Annotated in this window: 14 protein-coding genes; 9 read left to right on the top strand and 5 right to left on the bottom strand. The window is 65.4% G+C overall.

The window, feature by feature from the left end:
• The first annotated feature begins 362 nt into the window (after positions 1-362).
• Genes JQ632_RS27605 through JQ632_RS27590 form a run of 4 tightly spaced genes read left to right on the top strand, consistent with a single transcriptional unit; the run spans position 363 to position 5,262 of the window.
• A complete protein-coding gene (locus tag JQ632_RS27605; protein ID WP_212405794.1) occupies positions 363-3,797 on the top strand; it encodes a CHAT domain-containing protein in 3,435 nt (1,144 codons plus the stop codon).
• Between the two features lie 34 nt (positions 3,798-3,831).
• On the top strand, positions 3,832-4,293 hold the full coding sequence (locus JQ632_RS27600; protein ID WP_212405793.1) for a hypothetical protein: 462 nt from the start codon (positions 3,832-3,834) through the stop codon (positions 4,291-4,293).
• 4 nt (positions 4,294-4,297) lie between these two features.
• Positions 4,298-4,495, top strand: a complete 198-nt coding sequence (locus JQ632_RS27595) for a zinc ribbon domain-containing protein (RefSeq protein WP_212405792.1) — start codon at positions 4,298-4,300, stop codon at positions 4,493-4,495.
• Between the two features lie 2 nt (positions 4,496-4,497).
• Positions 4,498-5,262: a hypothetical protein gene (locus JQ632_RS27590; protein WP_212405791.1), complete on the top strand. Its 765-nt coding sequence runs from the start codon at positions 4,498-4,500 to the stop codon at positions 5,260-5,262.
• Positions 5,263-5,276: 14 nt separating this feature from the next.
• Here JQ632_RS27590 and JQ632_RS27585 read toward each other — a convergent pair whose 3' ends face one another.
• The 3 genes from JQ632_RS27585 to JQ632_RS27575 are packed head-to-tail and all read right to left on the bottom strand — an operon-like array spanning position 5,277 to position 8,719.
• Positions 5,277-5,861: a DUF1254 domain-containing protein gene (locus JQ632_RS27585; RefSeq protein WP_212405790.1), complete on the bottom strand. Its 585-nt coding sequence runs from the start codon at positions 5,859-5,861 to the stop codon at positions 5,277-5,279.
• On the bottom strand, positions 5,858-6,436 hold the full coding sequence (locus tag JQ632_RS27580) for a DUF1214 domain-containing protein (RefSeq protein ID WP_140980137.1): 579 nt from the start codon (positions 6,434-6,436) through the stop codon (positions 5,858-5,860). Before JQ632_RS27580 ends, JQ632_RS27585 begins: the two co-directional genes overlap by 4 nt.
• A gap of 9 nt (positions 6,437-6,445) precedes the next feature.
• Complete coding sequence (locus JQ632_RS27575; protein WP_212405789.1) at positions 6,446-8,719, bottom strand: transglycosylase domain-containing protein; 2,274 nt, start codon at positions 8,717-8,719, stop codon at positions 6,446-6,448.
• Between the two features lie 295 nt (positions 8,720-9,014).
• Between JQ632_RS27575 and JQ632_RS27570 the strand changes: the two genes are divergently transcribed.
• Together JQ632_RS27570 and JQ632_RS27565 are read left to right on the top strand one after the other, a co-directional pair.
• Positions 9,015-9,530, top strand: a complete 516-nt coding sequence (locus tag JQ632_RS27570; RefSeq protein WP_212405788.1) for a YcgN family cysteine cluster protein — start codon at positions 9,015-9,017, stop codon at positions 9,528-9,530.
• Between the two features lie 152 nt (positions 9,531-9,682).
• Positions 9,683-11,269: an MDR family MFS transporter gene (locus tag JQ632_RS27565; RefSeq protein WP_212405787.1), complete on the top strand. Its 1,587-nt coding sequence runs from the start codon at positions 9,683-9,685 to the stop codon at positions 11,267-11,269.
• Positions 11,270-11,282: 13 nt separating this feature from the next.
• On the opposite strand, the gene JQ632_RS27560 is transcribed toward JQ632_RS27565, so the two are convergent.
• Positions 11,283-13,001, bottom strand: coding sequence for an alpha/beta-hydrolase family protein (locus tag JQ632_RS27560; RefSeq protein WP_212405786.1), 1,719 nt, complete (start codon positions 12,999-13,001; stop codon positions 11,283-11,285).
• Between the two features lie 141 nt (positions 13,002-13,142).
• Here JQ632_RS27560 and JQ632_RS27555 point away from each other — a divergent pair, with 141 nt between their 5' ends.
• Genes JQ632_RS27555 through JQ632_RS27545 form a run of 3 tightly spaced genes read left to right on the top strand, consistent with a single transcriptional unit; the run spans position 13,143 to position 17,421 of the window.
• Positions 13,143-13,808, top strand: coding sequence for a TetR/AcrR family transcriptional regulator (locus tag JQ632_RS27555; RefSeq protein WP_212405785.1), 666 nt, complete (start codon positions 13,143-13,145; stop codon positions 13,806-13,808).
• Positions 13,805-16,498, top strand: a complete 2,694-nt coding sequence (locus tag JQ632_RS27550; RefSeq protein ID WP_212405784.1) for a molybdopterin-dependent oxidoreductase — start codon at positions 13,805-13,807, stop codon at positions 16,496-16,498. The genes JQ632_RS27555 and JQ632_RS27550 overlap by 4 nt, the downstream gene beginning before the upstream one ends.
• A complete protein-coding gene (locus JQ632_RS27545; RefSeq protein WP_249152566.1) occupies positions 16,495-17,421 on the top strand; it encodes a xanthine dehydrogenase family protein subunit M in 927 nt (308 codons plus the stop codon). Before JQ632_RS27550 ends, JQ632_RS27545 begins: the two co-directional genes overlap by 4 nt.
• A 41-nt stretch (positions 17,422-17,462) precedes the next feature.
• On the opposite strand, the gene JQ632_RS27540 is transcribed toward JQ632_RS27545, so the two are convergent.
• Entirely contained in the window at positions 17,463-17,852 is a 390-nt protein-coding gene (locus JQ632_RS27540) for a response regulator (protein WP_212405783.1), read from the bottom strand.
• Between the last annotated feature and the right edge of the window lie 3 nt (positions 17,853-17,855).

Genomic DNA, 17,855 nt, shown 5'->3' with positions numbered 1-17,855 from the left:
GCTGCGCGCTCCATAGCAGGCGCGGCCCAGCTTGCCATTCAGATCGCGTTCGGCAATGGGGCAAAACTCAAAGTGAGCATAACAGGGCGGCCGTGACGCCTGCTACTTTGCATGGGGTTGTTTTCCTGATTTCTGGTGTGCGCCGCGAAACGAACCGGTCGTGCCACTTCGGCCGAGCGTGCCGGCGGTAGGAGGTCGGCGCCGGCTGGCGGTCCCGAGGCCATTAACCGCAACACCGGAAGGCTTATGGAACCTGTGCTTCGCCAGCGCTTGAGCTGTCGAATGTGCTTGTCGTCCAATTGCCTGTCGATAGTATTGCTGCGTTTCGCGCACTTTTCAATTTTTGATCAAGGTGTTTCATCATGCGAACAGGCATCGCCGCCAGGCTTGATGGTCATTGCAATCCACTCCGCCTACAGGGCACCCTGATTGCGGTCGGTCTGCTCCTGGGGTCGGCGAGTTCGGCAGCTGCGCTCACCATGGAGGCCGCGCGCGAGAATTGCCGGATGACGGTCGGCAAGCCGATCGTGCAGGCCTGCATGCAGGCGGCCGGCGGTCGCAAGGCCGGTGCCGACATCGAAGCCTGCCGCGCCAAGGCTACGCCGCAGGTCAGGGCCTGCGTGATGGCTGCCCTCAATGCCGCGAACGGACGGGCCAACGTCGCCGTTGAACTTCCGAAGGAGGCCGCGCCCAAGCTTGACCCAGGCACCGCGCTGCCAAAAGGCTTCATTGCGCCGCCGCGCACCATCGCCGACATCACGGCAATCCTCGACAGCGAAAAGCCGGACGTGAAGCTGATCGCGGAGTTGAAGTCGGACGCCGACTCTACGCCGACCGGGAAGGAATCGCGCGGGGACCTGGCGCAGTTCTATTTCGACCGCGCCAACGCGCGGTCTCAACTCGGCCGGCTCGCCGAATCCATCGCCGATGCCAGCAAGGCCGTCGAGGTCGGTCGCGGTGCCGTCAGCGCCCATATGATGGGCCGGCTGTTGCAATTGCTGTCGCTGCAATATGCCGCGGCCGGCGACCCCAAGCGCGCGCTTGAGGTCATGCAAAGGCTGTTGCGGGAGACGTCCAACGCGCCGGGAGCCAAGGGGTACCAAATCAGTGCAAACCGGGCGGTGGCCTCCATCCTCATTATGATGGGCGACGTGGCGCAGGCCGAAGCCTATCTCCGCAAGACTTCGGCCGCGATCCAGGAAGCCCGCACCAGCGGTCTCCCGAATTGGCGCAACGCATACGCAAAGCTGGGGCAGAACTGGGAATCGGAGCTCGAAGGCACCCGCGCCATCATCTTCGAGGCACGCGGTCAGTTCAGCGAGGCAGAAGCGGCCTATCGCGTTGCCGAGCAGCGCAAGCGCGCCGGCATGAAAGGTGTCATGGAGTGGGAGAATCCCCCCGCCGAAACCATTATGCTCCAGGCGATCGATGGCGCCGTGCTGAGCCAGGCACGGATGAAGGCGCGGCAGGGGCGGCTCGCCGAAGCCGAGGTCGATGCCCGCCGTGCCTTGCTGTCGCGCTTGAAGGACACCGGCAAATACAACCCCGTTACTCCGCGCTACGTGATGGGGCTCGCTGGCATCCTGGTCGAGGAGGGCCGCTACGAAGAAGCCGAGCAGCTGGGCCGCGTCGCCCTGGAGATCAACAAGATCGTCGGGGTGCCGGACGACGCGCAATCGACGGTGCAATTGCTGTCGCAGCTAGCCGGGATTCTGAACCTGGAGAAGAAGAACGCGGAAGCGAATGACCTCTTTGCGAGGATCGACAAGGCGGTCGCCAACTGGGACCCGCAACGACGCCAGGTCTTCGAGCTCAACCCGTCACGCATCATGTCGCTCTACGCTGCCGGGCAGCTCGACGCCGGCATCGCCGCAGCCGAGCAATTGGTGAAGAAGCAGGTCGGGCGCGTCGGCGAGAACCATTTCGACGCCGCGTCTGCGCGCGGAACACTCGCGATCGGGCTGATGCGCGCGCGGCGCGATGCGGAGGCGATCCGCGAATTCAAGGCCGCGATCCCGGTCATGATGGCGAACGCGCGCGAGAACGCCGACGACGAGAACACGACGGTGGTGGCCGCGCGCAGCCAGCGGCTCCAGTCCATCGTTGAAAGCTACTTCGTGCTGCTCGCGCGCGCGGAAGGCAGTTCCGGCGAGGTCGGTGAAGAGACCTTTGGCCTGGCCGACGCCATCCGTGGTCAAACGGTGCAGAAGGCGCTTGCCGCCTCGAGCGCACGCGCTGCCGCAAAGGATCCCGCGCTCGCCGAGCTGGTCCGCAAGGAGCAGGACCTGACCAAGCAGGTCAATGCCCAGCTCGGCACATTGACCAATGTGCTTGCGATTCCATCGTCCGAGCGTGACGAGAAGGGCGTGCAGCAGATCCAGGCGTCGATTGCCGTCCTGCGTGGTGACCGCGACAAGGCGCGTCAGGAGATCAAGCAGAAGTTCCCCGTCTATGCCGATCTCGTGTCGCCAAGACCGCCGAGCGTGGCGGAAATCCGTTCGACGCTCGGCAATGACGAGGCGATGCTGTCGTTCTATTTCGGGCAGAACGGCAGCTTTGTCTGGGCTGTGCCGAAATCAGGTCCCATCGCCTTTGCGGCCGTCACGGCAAAGAGCGGGGACATCGAAACGAAGATCCGCAAGCTGCGTGAGGCGCTCGAGCCGCAGGCGGCGATGATCTCCGACATTCCGCCGTTCGACCTCAAGCTCGGCTATGAGCTCTATGAGCTGCTGCTCAAGCCTGTGGAAGGCGGCTGGAAGCCGGCCAAGAACCTGGTCGTCGTGACCAATGGTGCGCTCGGTTTGCTGCCCTTGTCGCTGTTGCCGACGGCGCCGGCCGAGGTGGCGCAGGACGACGATCCCCTGTTCGTCGGCTATCGCAAGGTGCCGTGGCTCGCGCGGACGCATGCGGTGACGACTGTGCCGTCGGCGGCCGCCCTGCGCACGTTGCGGCAGTTGCCGCCTGGCAAGCCGGGTCGCGGCGAGCTGGTGGCATTCGGTGATCCCTACTTCAACACGGATCAGCAGGCCGAAGCGCAAAACGAAGAGATCAAGGCCCAGGACACGAAGGTTCAGGTTGCCGACGCGAGCAATGTCATGCGTGGCATGCCGTTGAAGCGGCGCAACAGTCCGAAACTCGAGGGCGTGGACAGCGCCGAGCTCGGGCTTCTGCCGCGGCTTCCCGACACTGCGGATGAGCTGAAGTCCATTGCCATTGCGTTGCAAGCGGATCCGTCGAAAGTGCTGTTCCTCGGCAAGAACGCAACGGAGAGCGCGGTCAAGACGATGAACCTGTCAGGGTTCAAGATCCTGGCCTTCGCCACCCATGGGCTCGTGCCGGGAGAACTCAACGGCCTGACCCAGCCGGCGCTCGCACTGTCTTCGCCGACCGTGACGGGTGAGCAGGGGGATGGACTTCTCACCATGGAGGAAATCCTGGGCCTCAAGCTCGACGCCGACTGGGTCATTCTGTCGGCGTGCAACACCGGCGCAGGTGCCGGAGCCGGCGCTGAAGCCGCATCCGGGCTTGGCCGCGCCTTCTTCTACGCTGGCACGCGGGCATTGCTGGTCACGAACTGGTCTGTCCACTCGCAATCCGCGCGGCAAATGGTCACGGATCTATTCAAGCGTCAGGCTGATGATCCTAAGCTGGCACGAAGCGAGGCGTTGCGTCAGGCGATGATGGCTCTGGTCGATGGGCCCGGCTATCTCAACGGCGAAGGCAAGACCGAATTTGCCTATGCGCATCCCCTGTTTTGGGCGCCATATACGATCATCGGTGACGGTGGCCTCCGCTAGTTGAAGAGGTCGGAAGCAAGCATTGAGTGGAAAAATGATTGGAAAGATTTTCATTGGTGCGGTTGCGGCAAGCTGCTTGATGTCGGGAAGCATGTTGGTCTCGGGGGCGGTGCAGGCGGCTCCGTTGATCACGGAGGAGGAGGCGAAGCTGCCGCCGCCAAAAGGCGCGATCGCTGCCGAGCGGCGCGGCATCCTGCGCGGGCCGAAAGTGGAGGTGCTCTCGCCGAGCGCCACCGTGAGCTCGCCGATGAAGCTGCAACTGAAGTTCGAATCCTTCGGCGGCGCGAAGGTCGACCCTGAATCGGTCAAGGTGATCTTCCTGCGCACGCCGAACGTCGATCTGACCTCGCGGGTAAAACCCTTCATTCAGGCCGACGGCATCAACATGCAGGACGCCGAGTTGCCGCCCGGCGAATATATGGTGCGGGTGGACATCAAGGACAGCGACGGCCGGCCCGGCACGGCGAGCTTCACCTTGAAGGTCGCACCGAAATAACGCGATGAAGTGTCCGTATTGCCAGGCCGAGAATGCCGAGGGCGCGATGGTATGCTCGGCATGCTCGCGCGATATCGGAATCCCGGCGACGCTGATCGCCGAGCGTGACGATCTCTTGCGCAAGCGGGAATTGCTGATCGAGGAACTGCGACAGGCGCGCGGCGAGATCGAGAAGATCAGGCTCCGCAGGAAGCAGCGCTAGCGATGGAATGTCCGTTCTGCGCTGAAACGATCAAGGACGAGGCCATCGTGTGCAAGCACTGCTCGCGCGATCTGCGCGTGGTGCGGCCGATGCTTCTGGAAATCGAAGGCATTGTTGCCGATCTCGACAAGCTGCAGCGCGAACTGGACCGGGTCAATGTCAGGCTCGAGCGATACAACAATCCGCTGCGATATTTCTCGACCCACGCGCTTCTCTATGTCGCCATTCCGTCATTGCTGCTGGTGACCGCGCATATCCTGGTCACCATTACCTTCAATTTCTCTCCGATTCCGCTCCGGATCGCGTCGATCGCCATTCCGCTGCTGTTCGGCTTCGTCGCCTATCCCCTGCACAGGGTGCAGACGATCGCCGCGCTCGTGCTGGCATTCTGCGCTGCGGTTCTCAGTATCCTGTCGATGCTGACGGTGACGGGCATTCACGATCGCGTCCCGATCCTGCCGGAGGTGTGGATCGAATGGCGCGAGGTGATCGAATACGGCGCAAGCATCCTGCTCGCCTTCGTGTCCGGCAACATCCTCGGCGTCCTGATCTTCCAGACTCTGCCGCGCGTGCTCGCGCAAGGCGGCAAGCCCAATGCGTTCGCCTTCCGCGTGGCGCGTCTGCTCGGGCAGCATGTCGGCGAGGAGCAGTTGCGCCGAAGAGCCAGGCTGATCCAGGACCTCATGCAGACAATCGGTCCGTTGGCGGGCGTGGCCGCGACGGCGGTCGGCTCGATCTACGCGGGCTTGAAGGGGCTGCTCGGATAGAGGCGCGTTTGCGCTCAGCGTCGGCCGCGCGGCGTCTCGGCCTTGCCGGGCGCGTCTGTCTGCGGCGCGCAGGTCGCAGCCGCAAGCGAGGCCTGCGCCTGCTGCATCAGGCCGGGCTCGGGCGCGAGCGCCTTCATCACGATCAGGCCGGTCGTGGAGGGGGAATCGATGATCAGCCGGTCGGCCGCGGTGACTTCCTCGTCCTCGGGCAGCGCGTTGTGCTGCGCCTCCGTCATCAGGTCGAGCTCGATCACCTTGCGCCCCGCAGAGCGGTCGTTGATGGCATAATAGGCGATCTCGTTGCGGGTATAGAACGACAGCGACGTATAGGCCTGGCTGACCGGCACCTTCAGCTTGAGCGGACCGCCCGACAGATCGTAGCGGCAGATCGCGATCGCAAAGGCCGGGTCCATGAACGGCATCGGCGAATTGTTGGGATCGGCGAGCGCGAGCTGGGTGACGGCGTTCTCCTTGGTCATCGGCGTCAGCCGCGAATAGGCGTCCTGCGTCGCGATCCGCGGCAGCGCCAGCACGCTGACGAGGTGGACGACGAGGCCTAGCAGCACGCCGGCGAGAATCGTGAACGCGAGCCGGATCATGGGCAGTTCACCGTCGAAATCGTCGGCATCGGCGCATCGCGCTGGGTGCGCGTGGCAACGCCCACCGGCGTGTCGTACAGTCGCAGCATCAGCGCGTAGCGCTCGATGCCGCCGGTCGGCAGCCAGTTGCCGGCGCGCGAGCGCGAGGCGATGCGGATCTCGAACGAGCCGTCCGATTGCCGCAGGATCTCCTGGCTGGTGAAGCCGTAGCGTTGCAGCGCGTTGGCGACGAGATGACCCTTGCGGTCATACAGCGTCAGCGTCCAGAAGCGGGCAGGGGGCGTCACGCCGGAGACCACCACATCGCAGCGGCCGTCGAGCGCCTTCTTCTTGTCGTCGGCGGTGGCGGTGAAGGCGACGCCGTCGCCGGTGCCGATCGGCAGTTCGCCATTGCGCACGATGGTGGCACGCGAATACGGATCGACGTCGGCGGTGCCGGTGCGGGGCCGCGCGGTCCAGGCGCCGATCGTCAGCGCGCCGATGTCGGTGCCGCGCGTCGTCGTCATCCAGGTGGCGCCGACGCCGACGACGGTCGCCAGCACGAGCGCGGTCAATGTGATGAGGATCAGCCGCACGGGATTCGATCAGTTCTTGCGCGGCGCTGTGGAGTTTGCATTGTCCTCGGCCGCATAGTTTTGCGGGAAGGCCAGCGCGCTCGACGCGGGCGCCGGCTTTGCCGGCTTGGTCGTATCGTCAGACGTCGTCTTGGTCGCGGTCTTGGCGGCATCGTCGAGCAGCTTCTCGACCCGCACCAGAATGTCGGCGCCGCGCTTGGTCAGCACGGGCGGCGGACCGGGTTTTGTCTCCAGCACCTTCGGTGCCGCAAAGCCCGCCGCGTTGACCGGCTGCGGCGGCAGCTTCTGGCCCATGCCGATGCCGGGAATTTCCCTGACCTCCACGCCCTGATGGGCCGCGACCATGATGTCGTGCCAGGTCTGCGCCGGCAGCGAGCCGCCGGTCATACGGTTGGTCGGCGAGTAGTCGTCATTGCCGTACCAGACCGCGCAGGTGAAGTTGCCGGTGTAGCCGACGAACCAGGCGTCGCGATAGGCGTTGGTGGTGCCGGTCTTGCCGGCGGTCGGAATGCCGTCGAGCGCGGCGCGGCGCGCGGTGCCTTCGCTGACAACGTGGCTCATCATGCCGGCCATGTCGGCGGCGATGTTGGCCGGGATCGCCTGCTTGGGCTTCGGACCGTCGCGGTCCCAGCGCCAGACCAGGTCGCCGGCGCCGGTGCGCACTTCCAGCACCGAATGCGGAGTCACCGACCGGCCCCGGTTGGGGAAGGTCGCATACGCAATCGCGTGCTCGATCACGGTGACTTCGTCCGAGCCGATCGGCATCGACGGCGTGTCGGGCAGCGGCGCCTTAAGACCGAAGCGGCGCGCAACCTCGACGATCTTGGCCCGGCCGGCCTTCGGGCCGTCCTTGCCGCCGATCGCGATCGACAGCTTCACGGGCACGACGTTGATCGAGCGGGTGATCGCCTGCGTCAGCGTGACGGAACCGGAATAGGAATGGCCATAGTTCTGCGGGCACCAATTGCCGATACAGACGGGGCCGTCGACCACCTTCGAATTCGGCGTGAAGCCGTTGAGGAGCGCCGTGGTGTAGACATAGGGCTTGAAGGACGAGCCGGGCTGGCGGTAGGCGTCGGTGGCGCGGTTGAACTGGCTCGCGCCATAGTCGCGGCCGCCGACCATGGCGCGGACGCCGCCGTCGAGATCGCCGACCACGGTCGCGGCTTGCGTCGCGTGGTAATCGCGGCCGAACTGGCGGAGCTGGTTCTCGATCGCGTCTTCCGCCGCCTTCTGCACGTTCATGTCGATCGCGGTCCGGACCACGAAGACGCGCTCGGTATAGGATTTCGGGAAGGTGTCGACGAGCTTGCGCATCTCGTCGAAGGCGTAGTCGAGATAGTAGTTCGGCGAGGCCTCGTCGCGGCGGTCGACCGCGAAGGCGGGGTTGCGGCGGGCGCCGAACACCTGGCCCTCGGTCATGAAGCCGGCATCGACCAGATTGTCGAGCACGACGTTGGCGCGGGCGCGCGCGGCGGGCAGGTTGATGTGGGGGGCGTATTTGGTCGGGGCCTTGAACAGGCCGGCCAGCATCGCCGCTTCCGACAGGGTCACGTCGCGGGCCGACTTGTTGAAGTAGAAATGCGCGGCGCCATCCACGCCGAACGTGCCGCCGCCCATATAGGCGCGGTCGAGATACAGCTTCAAAATCTCGTTCTTGGTCAGGCGCGTTTCCAGCCACACCGCGAGGAAGGCTTCGTTGACCTTGCGCTCGATCGTGCGCTCGTTGCTCAAGAACAGGTTCTTGGCGAGCTGCTGGCTGATCGAGGAGCCGCCCTGGCGGACGCCGCCGGCCTGGGCGTTGGTGACGAGCGCACGCGCCGTGCCGGCGATGTCGATGCCAAAATGGTCGTAGAAGCGCCGGTCCTCGGTCGCCAGCGTCGCCTTGATCAGCACGTCCGGAAAGTCTTCCAGCGGGATCGAGTCGTTGTGCTTGATGCCACGGCTGCCGATCGGGTTGCCGTAGCGGTCGAGGAAGCTGACCGCGAGGTCGCTCTTCTTCAGCCAGTCCTCGTCCGCGGTCTCGCGGAAGGCGGGGATGGCGAGCGCCAGCAGCAGGACCAGCCCGCCGAGGCCAAGGGTGGCGGCCTCCGACAGCGGCTCGATGAACACCCAGCGCTTCCACCGCCCGACATAGAAGCGGTCCATGAAGGTCGAGTAGCGCTCATAGAGCTCGCGGATGCCCTTGGCGGAGGAGAACAGGGAGGAGTCGATGCGCGCATCGAGATCCAGGAAGAAGTTCCTGAACCAGGCCTTCCAATGCGGTGGTATGATCTGGCGCACCTAGAACCCTTGAGGCTCGGTTCGAAAGCGTTCAAGCACCCGACCGGGGCGGCATCGAGACGTCTTGCTTGGATGTTGCGGCAAACCCAAGGCGCGCCTCCCGCGTCCGAGGGGACTCCTAGGGTTTGTTCTAACCGAGCGGGGGCCATAAACCAATGGCTGCACTCGCGATTTTGAACAACAGACTGAACGGGACCCGCGCTTCTACGGGGCCGTCACGACACGGCTTGCGGCGCCGTCGCCCCGCGCCCTAGATGGGTTAACCAAGACTCTTGCGAAACCAGTTGAAGATGTGATGACGGCAGCTCCCAAACGACCTTCAGACCAGGAAGGATTCTTCTGGAAAACCAAGACGTTGGAACAGATGTCGGAGGCCGAATGGGAAAGCCTTTGCGACGGCTGCGGACGCTGCTGCCTGGAAAAGCTCGAAGACGAGGATACCGGCCAGATCTATTTCACCCATATCGGTTGCAAGCTGCTCGATGCCGGTTCCTGCGCCTGCAAGGACTATCCGAATCGGTCGCAAAAGGTGGCCGACTGCGTTCGCCTCTCGCCCGAAAATGTCCGCACATTGAATTGGCTGCCGCCGAGCTGCGGCTACAAGCTCGTCGCCGAGGGGCGCGACCTCTATTGGTGGCACCCCCTGATCTCGGGTGATCCCAACACCGTGCATGAGGCCGGCGTCTCGGTCCGCGGCCGGGTCGAGGGCAGCGAGGACGAGATCCCGGTCGAGGAGCTCGAAGACCATATCGTCCGGTGGCCGGCCCTGCTGCCGAAGCGGGCGCGGCTGAAGAAGCGGCCGAAGGCCTGAGCGGCACGACCCGTTCACGCTATTGCGATGGCCCGGAGGCGGGATGCTCCCATGCGCCGGGGTGCCTGCCTGGAAAGAGATTTGCTGCGTAAATTACGTCTCATAGAACGAATCCATCGCGGCGTTGGGCCGCGGCAAGATCTGCGTCCGAGATGAACAAATTCGACCGGCAGAGCAGTTCTGCCGACATCGGGCCTTTGCCCGACGACATTGCCGAAGAGCTGTCCCGCCTTCCGACCGAGGTCATCAGCGTCAGCGACGCGCCGTCTCTCGCGCCGTCGGCGCCGCTGTCGCAGGACGAAGTCCGCACCATCGTGATCAGCCTGATGCTGACGATGTTCCTGGCCGCACTAGACCAGACCATCGTCGCGACCGCGCTGCCGACCATCGGCCGCCAGTTCCAGGACGTCTCCAACCTGTCCTGGGTGATCACGGCCTATCTGCTCGCCGGCACGGCCGTGGCTCCGGTGTTCGGCACGCTCAGCGACATTTATGGCCGCCGCGCCATGCTCATCACCTCGCTCAGCCTGTTCGTAGCGGGCTCGGTCCTGTGCGCGGTCGCGCCGAACATGCCGATGCTGATCCTCGCCCGCGGCCTGCAAGGGCTCGGCGGCGGCGGCATCATGCCGGTCGTGCAGACCGTGATCTCCGACGTGGTCTCCCCGCGCGAGCGCGGCCAGTACCAGGCCTATTTCTCCAGCGTCTGGATGGTCGGCGGCATTTTGGGTCCCGTGATCGGAGGCGTGTTCGCCGAGCATCTGCACTGGTCGATGATCTTCTGGATCAACCTTCCACTCGCGGCCGCGGCGCTTGCGCTGCTGCTGCCGAAGATGGGCAAGATCCCGGTGTTCCACCGCAAGCGCAAGGTCGACTGGCTCGGCGGCGTCTTGCTGATGGCCGCCGCCGTCGTCTTCATGCTGGTGCTGACCTGGGGCGGCACGCGTTATCGCTGGCTGTCGCCCACGATCTTGGCGATGGTCGGCGGCTCCGTCGCGCTCGCCTTCGTCTTCATCTGGCACGCGCGCCGCGCCGACGAGCCGTTCTTGCCGCTGCCGCTGCTCAGCGGCACCGTCGCGCCTTTTGCAATGACCGCCGGCGGCTGCGCCCTTGGCGCGATCACGGGCCTGACGGTGCAGCTCCCGCTCTATTACGAGTCGGTCTATCACCTCAGCGCCAGCGAAGCGGGGCTGGCCCTCATTCCGCTCGCGGCGATCTCGACCTGCGGGGCGGCGATCGCCGGCCGTACCATGGTTCATGCCAAGCACTACAAGCGCGTCGCCATCGTCGGCACGTCATTCGCGGCGATCTGCGGCGTCGGTCTGGCAGTCACCACTCTGCCGCTATGGGGCCTGCTGACGCTGATGGGCGTGTTCGCGCTCGGGCTCGGCACCACGTTCCCGGTCTGTGTGGTCTCGCTGCAAAATTCCGTCACCCGCAGCCAGATCGGCACCATTACCGGTGCCATGAACTTCTTCCGCTCGCTGCTGTCCTCCTTCACGGTGGCAGCGTTTGCGGCGATCCTGCTGATCGCACTCGGCACCGACGTCCCGCTCGCCGGCGAGCATCATCATCACGGCGCGATCAACGCGATCGCCTCAGCCGACATGATGACGGCGTTCCGCTACGTCTTCGGCGCCGCGGCCGCGATGATGGCCTGCGCCTCGCTGTGCCTGATCGCGATGGAGGAGCGGCCGCTGGCCGGCCCGGCCGCCGCGCAGCCGGTCGAGATGGCAGAGTAGGGGCGCGCCCCCTCTATCCTCCCCTGTCGTCATAGGGATTGTCATTCGCGCTGCCCTCGCTTGCCCTTCGCGCCTCCGCCGCAAGATGCTCCTTGAGCCTTGCGAGCGCCTCGGGCGACCAGTGGCTGATATCCGTGACGGCCACCCAAGCATCGACATAATGCTCCGGCGCGTAGACGTGGCCAAAACCCATGGGCGTGCCGGTTGCGACTGCCATGTCGAGCGCAAGCTGAAGCATGGTGACGACGGGATACCAGCGCAGCTCCGGCGACACGTCCGGCCCGCGCGGAGCGTCCAGCCAGGCCGGGCGCCGATACGCATCGTGGTAGTCGAAGAAGGTGATCGCGTCGCTGGCGTATTGCAGATAGACGATGCGCATCGCTCCCCATGGGTGATCGGCGGCAACCGTCGGCCCATTCTGGTTCATGAAGCGCACGAAGCGGCTGTCGCGGAATTCGGGCAGCCACGCCGGAGAGCCCTCGTTGCGGTTTGCGGTGATCGAGCGCCAGAAGCGGCTTTCGAAGGGCGGCCCGCTCCACAAGGCTCCGGCGATCGGATCGCCGATGGTCTCGAACAGTTCTGCCGACTTTTCCGAGTTCATGGCACCTAAGCTCAGCCCGTGCAGATACAGTTTTGGGCGCTTGTCCCTCGGCAGCGTCGTCCAATAGCTATAGATCTCCGCGAACAGGGCGCGCGCGGCCTCGGCGCCATATTCGGGCTGAAACAGCAGCGACAGCGGGCTGTTGAGATAGGAATACTGCACCGCAACGCTCGCGACGTCGCCGTCGTGGAGATATTCGACCGGGTTCATCGCGGCGGGGTCGATCCAGCCGGTGCCGGTCGGCGTAATGACGATGAGGGTGGAGCGCTCGAATCCGCCCTGGCGCTTCAACTCCTCGAGCGCGAGCTTTGCGCGCCCTCGCGCCGTGTCGGCGCCGCGCAAGCCCACATAGACACGGACCGGCTCTCGCGCCGGCCGCCCCGTGAACGCGCCGATCGCGCCTGCCGTCGGACCTGAGGCCACGAACTCGCGGCCGGCACGACCGAGTTCATTCCACCTCACCAGGGATGCCGTGCTTCCCGTTTTTCCGGCAGCCGTCGGCTGCGGCCGTTCGGGTTCGAGAAGAGCGTCAAATTCGCGGAACGAGGAATCGAGCGCCGTGAAGGCCGTGCGGATGAGGAGATTGTTGGCGATCGACCAGAACAGCAGGGTGGCCAGCAGAACACCGAGGACGTTCGCGATCTTCCTCGGAATGAAGCGCCGGATGCGCGCGGATACGAAACCGGTCACAAGCTTGAACAGCCGCGCCAGCGCCAGAAGCAAGACGAAACTGACCAGCGCGATCGCGCAAACCTTGAAGGGATGGGCGCTCTCGACCGGCTCCATCTTCATGACGGCGCGGATCGAGTTCTGCCATTCCGCCGCGCGCCACAGAAAGATGACGACGACGATCAGGCAGGCGCCGGCGATCAGCATATTGGCGGTCGACCGTATCCGCTCGGAAGGCTCGGGCAGTTCGAGGTAATGCCACAGCCAGCGCCAGAAGATGCCGGCCCCGTAGCCGATCGCAAAACAAGCGCCGGCAAGCGCGCCTTGCGTGAGATAGCTCCGCGGCACCAGCGTCGGCGTCAGCGCCGCCGCAAAGAACAAGGCTCCGAGGACGATGCCGACGCCGGAGAGCGATCGCATCTGCCGCTGGACGATCCACACCGGATATTTGACGACGCCCATCGTGCGACTTTCCCAACGAGACGGCGATATGCCGGTCTCCCGGTCGTCGAACGACTATTGCACAACCAGGCCTGTTCTCAACCGACGCCCCCTCACCAAATCGCGATTTGACAATTCTTCGCATTATGTCAAAAGCGACAAATGGGACCGAAAACGCGCATTCTCGATGCAACCATGCTCGTGTTCCGCCGTCATGGCTTCCGCCGCTCCTCGATCGAGCAGGTTGCCGAGGCCGCCGGCCTGACGCGGCAGGCGCTCTATCATCATTTCGAATCCAAGGAAGCGCTGTTCCGCGCCGTGATCGCGCGCGTGCACGAGACTGCCATCGCGGCCGAGGAGGCTGCGATCAGCGAGGTGGAGACGGCGGGCTCTGGCTTCGCCGATATTCTCGTGGCCGGCATGACGGCGCGGATGCAGGCCATGATCGCCTCCTTCGACGGCTCGCCGCATATCGAGGAATTGTATTCAGAGCACGTCGTGCATGGGCGCGACCTCTACCAGAAATATTCGGCCGTTTACGCGGAGCGGCTGGTCGCGACGATTGCGCGGATCGCGCGCAAGCAGAAGCTTGCGCTGCCGCAAGGCCTGTCGCCGACCGAATTCGCGCGGCTTGTCGAAATGGCGGTGCACGGATCGAAGTCGCAGCACCCGGCGATGCAGCCGGTCGATGCGTTCCTGAAGGACATGGCGCTGATGGTGCGGACGCTCTGCGCCGGCGTCGTGCCAAAATCGCAGGAGCCGTCCGCGAGCAAGTCAGGCAAGAGCAAGTCGAGACCGTCACGTAGCAAAGCGGGAGTACGTCCATGAGCACGATGACCATCAACGGCCGTGTCGAAAACCTGCCCGACGACGCGGACGCGCTGCTCATTGACGTCGTGCGCGATCGGCTCGGTCTCACCGGCACCAAGCTGGTCTGCGGAGGCGGCATCTGCGGCGCCTGCACGGTGTTGGTCGACGGCGTGCCGGTCACGAGCTGCCTGATGCCGGCGCATGCGGTTGCCGGCAAATCCGTGACGACGGTGGAGGGTATCGGAGACAAGGATCTGCATCCGGTGCAGAAGGCGTTCATGGCGCATGATGCCCTGCAATGCGGCTTCTGCACGCCGGGATTCATCGTGGAGGCCGCCGCATTCTGCGATCGCTGGCGCGCGGCAAATGGGACGACGCTGCCCTCGCGCGAGGAAATCGGCGCGGCGCTGTCGGGCCATCTCTGCCGCTGCGGCGCCTATGAGGCGATCTTCCGCGCGGTGGCGGACGCCTGTGCCGGCCGCTTCGACGGCGACAATTTCGCAAGTCCGCGCATCGAGGCGCGCGACAAGGTGACGGGCGCGGCCCGGTACACCGTCGACGTCAGGCATGACGGCCAGCTCGAAGGCGTGATCCTGCGTTCGCAGCATGCCCATGCGCGTGTCACCGCGCTCGATCTGGCGCCCGCGCGTGCGCTGCCGGGGGTCACTGCAGTGTCGCTGCTGTCCGAGGATCGCATCGTGCGCTATGTCGGCGAGCCGATAGCCGCGGTCGCGGCGAAGGACCACCGAAGCGCGCTCGCCGCGCTCGCGGCGATCAAGGTCATCAGCGAAAAGCTGCCGGCGGCGATCGGGCTCGATGCCGCGCGGAAGGGCGATGCGCCCGTGGTGTTCGATCGATCGAGCCGCAAGAAGGCGGGCAACGTCTCGGAAGCGGCCGGAGGGCCTGCGCCGTGGAAGGGAAACGTTCGCGGCCCGACCTCGGTGTTTGCCAGGCGCGCCAAGAAGGCGCGCAACTGGGTGAACGAGGCGCGAGAGGGCGGCAACGCACTGCTGGTCGAAGGGACGTTCCGCACCGGCACGCAGCAGCATACCTGTCTCGAACCGCATGCGGCGGTGGCGCGCTTCGATGGCGACAAGCTGACCGTGCACGCCTCGTCGCAATGGGTGGTCCATCTGAAGGACCAGATCGCAAAGCGGTACAAGCTTGATCCTGCAAATATTCGCGTCATCGCCGACCATGTCGGCGGCGGATTTGGCTCGAAGGCGAGCCTCGGAGCCGAGACCATCGCAGCCGTCGAGCTCGCGCGCGCGGCCAATGCGCCGGTTCGGGTCGTCTACGATCGCCGCGAGGAATTGTCGGTTGCCGGCTATCGGCCGGCGGCCGAGGTGAAGGTCGCGCTGCTTCCCGACGCGGACGGCGGACTGAAGGCGATGTCGGTCATCGCCCATGCCGACACCGGTGCTGCGATCAACTCGACGATCGCGGGTCTGGCCCGGCTGATGTATCCGGCCGAGGCCAAGGAGCTGTCGGATTTCGACGTCATCAGCAACCTGCCGCCGGGTGCGGCGTTCCGCGGACCCGGCGGCCCGCCGATGGCTTTTGCGGTGGAGCAGGCCGTCGACGAAGCTGCCATCCGCCTCGAGACCGATCCGATTGCCTTGCGCAAGCGCTGGGACCCGGATCCCAACCGCCAGCGGCTCTATGACTGGGCGCTCGGCCTCGATACCTGGCGCGACTCTCGGCGCAACCGGACGACTGCGCAAACCGGCCGGTATCGCCGTGGCGTCGGCGTTGCCACCGGCTACTGGTTCTATCTCTGGCAGCCCAAGGTGAAGGTCGAGGTTGCGGTCAAGAGCGGCCGCATCGTCCTCTCGACTGCGACGCAGGATATCGGAACCGGCACCCGCAGCGTGCTCGCCGATACGCTCGCGCGCGAATTCGATCTGGAGCCTGGTGAGGTCGAGGTGCGCATCGGCGACTCCTCGCTGCCGGAAGGTCCCGGCTCCGGCGGCAGCCGCGTCACCGCCTCGGTGTTGCCGCCGACGCTGCAGGCGATCGAGAAACTGAAGGCCGCGATCCTTGTGCAGGCCACGCGCAAGCCCGCGCCCGGCTCGAATGCGCCGTGGCGCGAGCTGATTGCGCGCGCAGGCGACATCGCCATAACGGAGACGCGTGGCGAGGACGGCACCAACACGGCGCCCGGCATCCGCTCGCCGCTCAGGGATCTCGGGCTTCTCGGAATCATCTTCGGCTGGATGATGCGCCGCAATTCCAACATCGTGATCGGCGCCGGCGTGCCGAGTTCGGTGCAGGTCATCGAAGTCGAGGTCGACACCTGGCTCGGTCACGTGCGCGTGCTCAAGGTGCACACGGGGATCGCGGTCGGGAAGATCGCGGCGCCCCTTCTCGCGCACAGCCAGGCCTGCGGCGCTGTCATCCAGGGGCTCGGCTACGCGCTCTACGAGGCGCGCGAGGTCGATCCGGTCAGCGGTGAGGTACTCACTTCAGGCATGGAGGATTATCGCATCCCGGGCATTGCCGATACGCCCGAGATCGACGTGCATTTCGACGAGCGCGGGTTCGATCACGTGCTCGGCAGCAGTGTCGGCATCGGCGAGGTGGCGACGGTGCCGACCTCGCCCGCGGTCGCCAACGCGATCTTCGATGCGATCGGCGTTCGCCTCACCGACATTCCGATCGGGCCCGACCGCATCGTCGCGGCCCTCAAGGGGAGGACCGCGGCATGAGCGCCATGGCAGCCGGAACAGAAAATGCCGCGCCCGAATTCCGGGCGGCCGGCACGGATATCTCGGAGCGCCGGCGCAGCGGGGTGTCCCGCGGGCCTATCGTCGATCTCGCAGTGACATCGGGCACGATCGGGATCGACTGGACAGCGGACGGCTCGGGCCGCATCGGCGCCTTCACCACGATCGCGGCGATCGCAGCCGATGCGCGCATCCGCGAGGCCTATCCCGGCATCGCCGCGGCGGCGCAAGGCCTCGCTACGCCGCAGATCCGGCAGATGGCGACGCTCGGCGGCAACCTCGCCCAGCGTTCGCGCTGCTGGTACTTTCGCAATCCGCAGATCGACTGTCTCAAGAAGGGCGGCTCCGACTGCCCGGCGCGATCGGGCAATCATCTTTACCACGCGGCCTTCGATATCGGCCCTTGCGTGGCACCGCATCCCTCGACCATGGCGATGGCGCTGCTCGCCTATGACGCGACCGTTACGACGGACCGGCGCAGCGGGTTGTCGATCCCCGATCTGCTCGGCGACGGCAGCAACGGCGCGGCCGATCATTTGCTGGCGCCGGGCGAAAGGATCGATGCTATCGCGGTTCCCGCGCCGGTGGTTGCCGAGCGCGCCGACTACAAGCGCGCCATCGGCCGTACCTATGCGGAGTGGCCGCTGGTCGAAGTCTGCGCGCGCGCCGTGCTCTCCACTGGCACTGTCCAGCGCATTCACATCGCCGCCGGCGGCATCGCCCCGGTGCCGCTGCGGCTGACGGCGTGCGAGGCCGCGCTGCAGGGCAAGCCGGCGACCGCGGAAATCATCGCGCAAGCCGCTCGGCTCGCGACGTCAGGCGCAAAGCCGCTGCCGATGACGGGCTACAAGCTCGAGCTCCTGGTGGGTCTGGTGCGCGATGTCGTGGAGCGGATTGCGACATAGGACGGTCGACCCTTTCGCAAAATCCATTCCTCGTCGCACGTCTATCCCGCTTGCGCGAGCCGGGCGTCGATCTCCTCGCGCAGCAGCGCAAAGTCGATCGGCTTGGTCAAAAGCCCGGTCGCACCGCTTTCCAGCGCCTTGCGCTTGGTGTCGGCGTCACCATAGGCGGTGATCATGATCACGGGCACCTCGGGCCGGATCTCCTTCACCCTCGGCAGCATCTCGAGGCCGGTCATGCCGGGCATGTTGATGTCGGAGAGGATCAAAATCAGCGACTGCCCGATATTGTTGGCGACACGGGTCAAGGCGTCCGCGGCCGAATTGGCAAAATCCATCACAAAGCGCTGAGCGCGAAGATCGCGGCGAAATTGCTGTCGGAACAGGGCCTCGACATCGGGCTCGTCATCCACCACGAGAACCATCACAGTCACGGC

Source organism: Bradyrhizobium liaoningense (assembly GCF_018130955.1).
Lineage (GTDB): Bacteria > Pseudomonadota > Alphaproteobacteria > Rhizobiales > Xanthobacteraceae > Bradyrhizobium > Bradyrhizobium liaoningense_C.
This window is presented reverse-complemented; position numbering and strand designations above follow the sequence as displayed.

What these genes read in the sequence shown, in the direction of transcription:
- JQ632_RS27605 (WP_212405794.1), top strand. Translation starts at nt 363, where the DNA reads ATGCGAACAGGCATCGCCGCCAGGCTTGATGGTCATTGCAATCCACTC.
- JQ632_RS27600 (WP_212405793.1), top strand. Translation starts at nt 3,832, where the DNA reads ATGATTGGAAAGATTTTCATTGGTGCGGTTGCGGCAAGCTGCTTGATG.
- JQ632_RS27595 (WP_212405792.1), top strand. Translation starts at nt 4,298, where the DNA reads ATGAAGTGTCCGTATTGCCAGGCCGAGAATGCCGAGGGCGCGATGGTA.
- JQ632_RS27590 (WP_212405791.1), top strand. Translation starts at nt 4,498, where the DNA reads ATGGAATGTCCGTTCTGCGCTGAAACGATCAAGGACGAGGCCATCGTG.
- JQ632_RS27585 (WP_212405790.1), bottom strand. Translation starts at nt 5,861, where the DNA reads ATGATCCGGCTCGCGTTCACGATTCTCGCCGGCGTGCTGCTAGGCCTC.
- JQ632_RS27570 (WP_212405788.1), top strand. Translation starts at nt 9,015, where the DNA reads ATGACGGCAGCTCCCAAACGACCTTCAGACCAGGAAGGATTCTTCTGG.
- JQ632_RS27565 (WP_212405787.1), top strand. Translation starts at nt 9,683, where the DNA reads ATGAACAAATTCGACCGGCAGAGCAGTTCTGCCGACATCGGGCCTTTG.
- JQ632_RS27560 (WP_212405786.1), bottom strand. Translation starts at nt 13,001, where the DNA reads ATGGGCGTCGTCAAATATCCGGTGTGGATCGTCCAGCGGCAGATGCGA.
- JQ632_RS27555 (WP_212405785.1), top strand. Translation starts at nt 13,143, where the DNA reads ATGGGACCGAAAACGCGCATTCTCGATGCAACCATGCTCGTGTTCCGC.
- JQ632_RS27550 (WP_212405784.1), top strand. Translation starts at nt 13,805, where the DNA reads ATGAGCACGATGACCATCAACGGCCGTGTCGAAAACCTGCCCGACGAC.
- JQ632_RS27545 (WP_249152566.1), top strand. Translation starts at nt 16,495, where the DNA reads ATGAGCGCCATGGCAGCCGGAACAGAAAATGCCGCGCCCGAATTCCGG.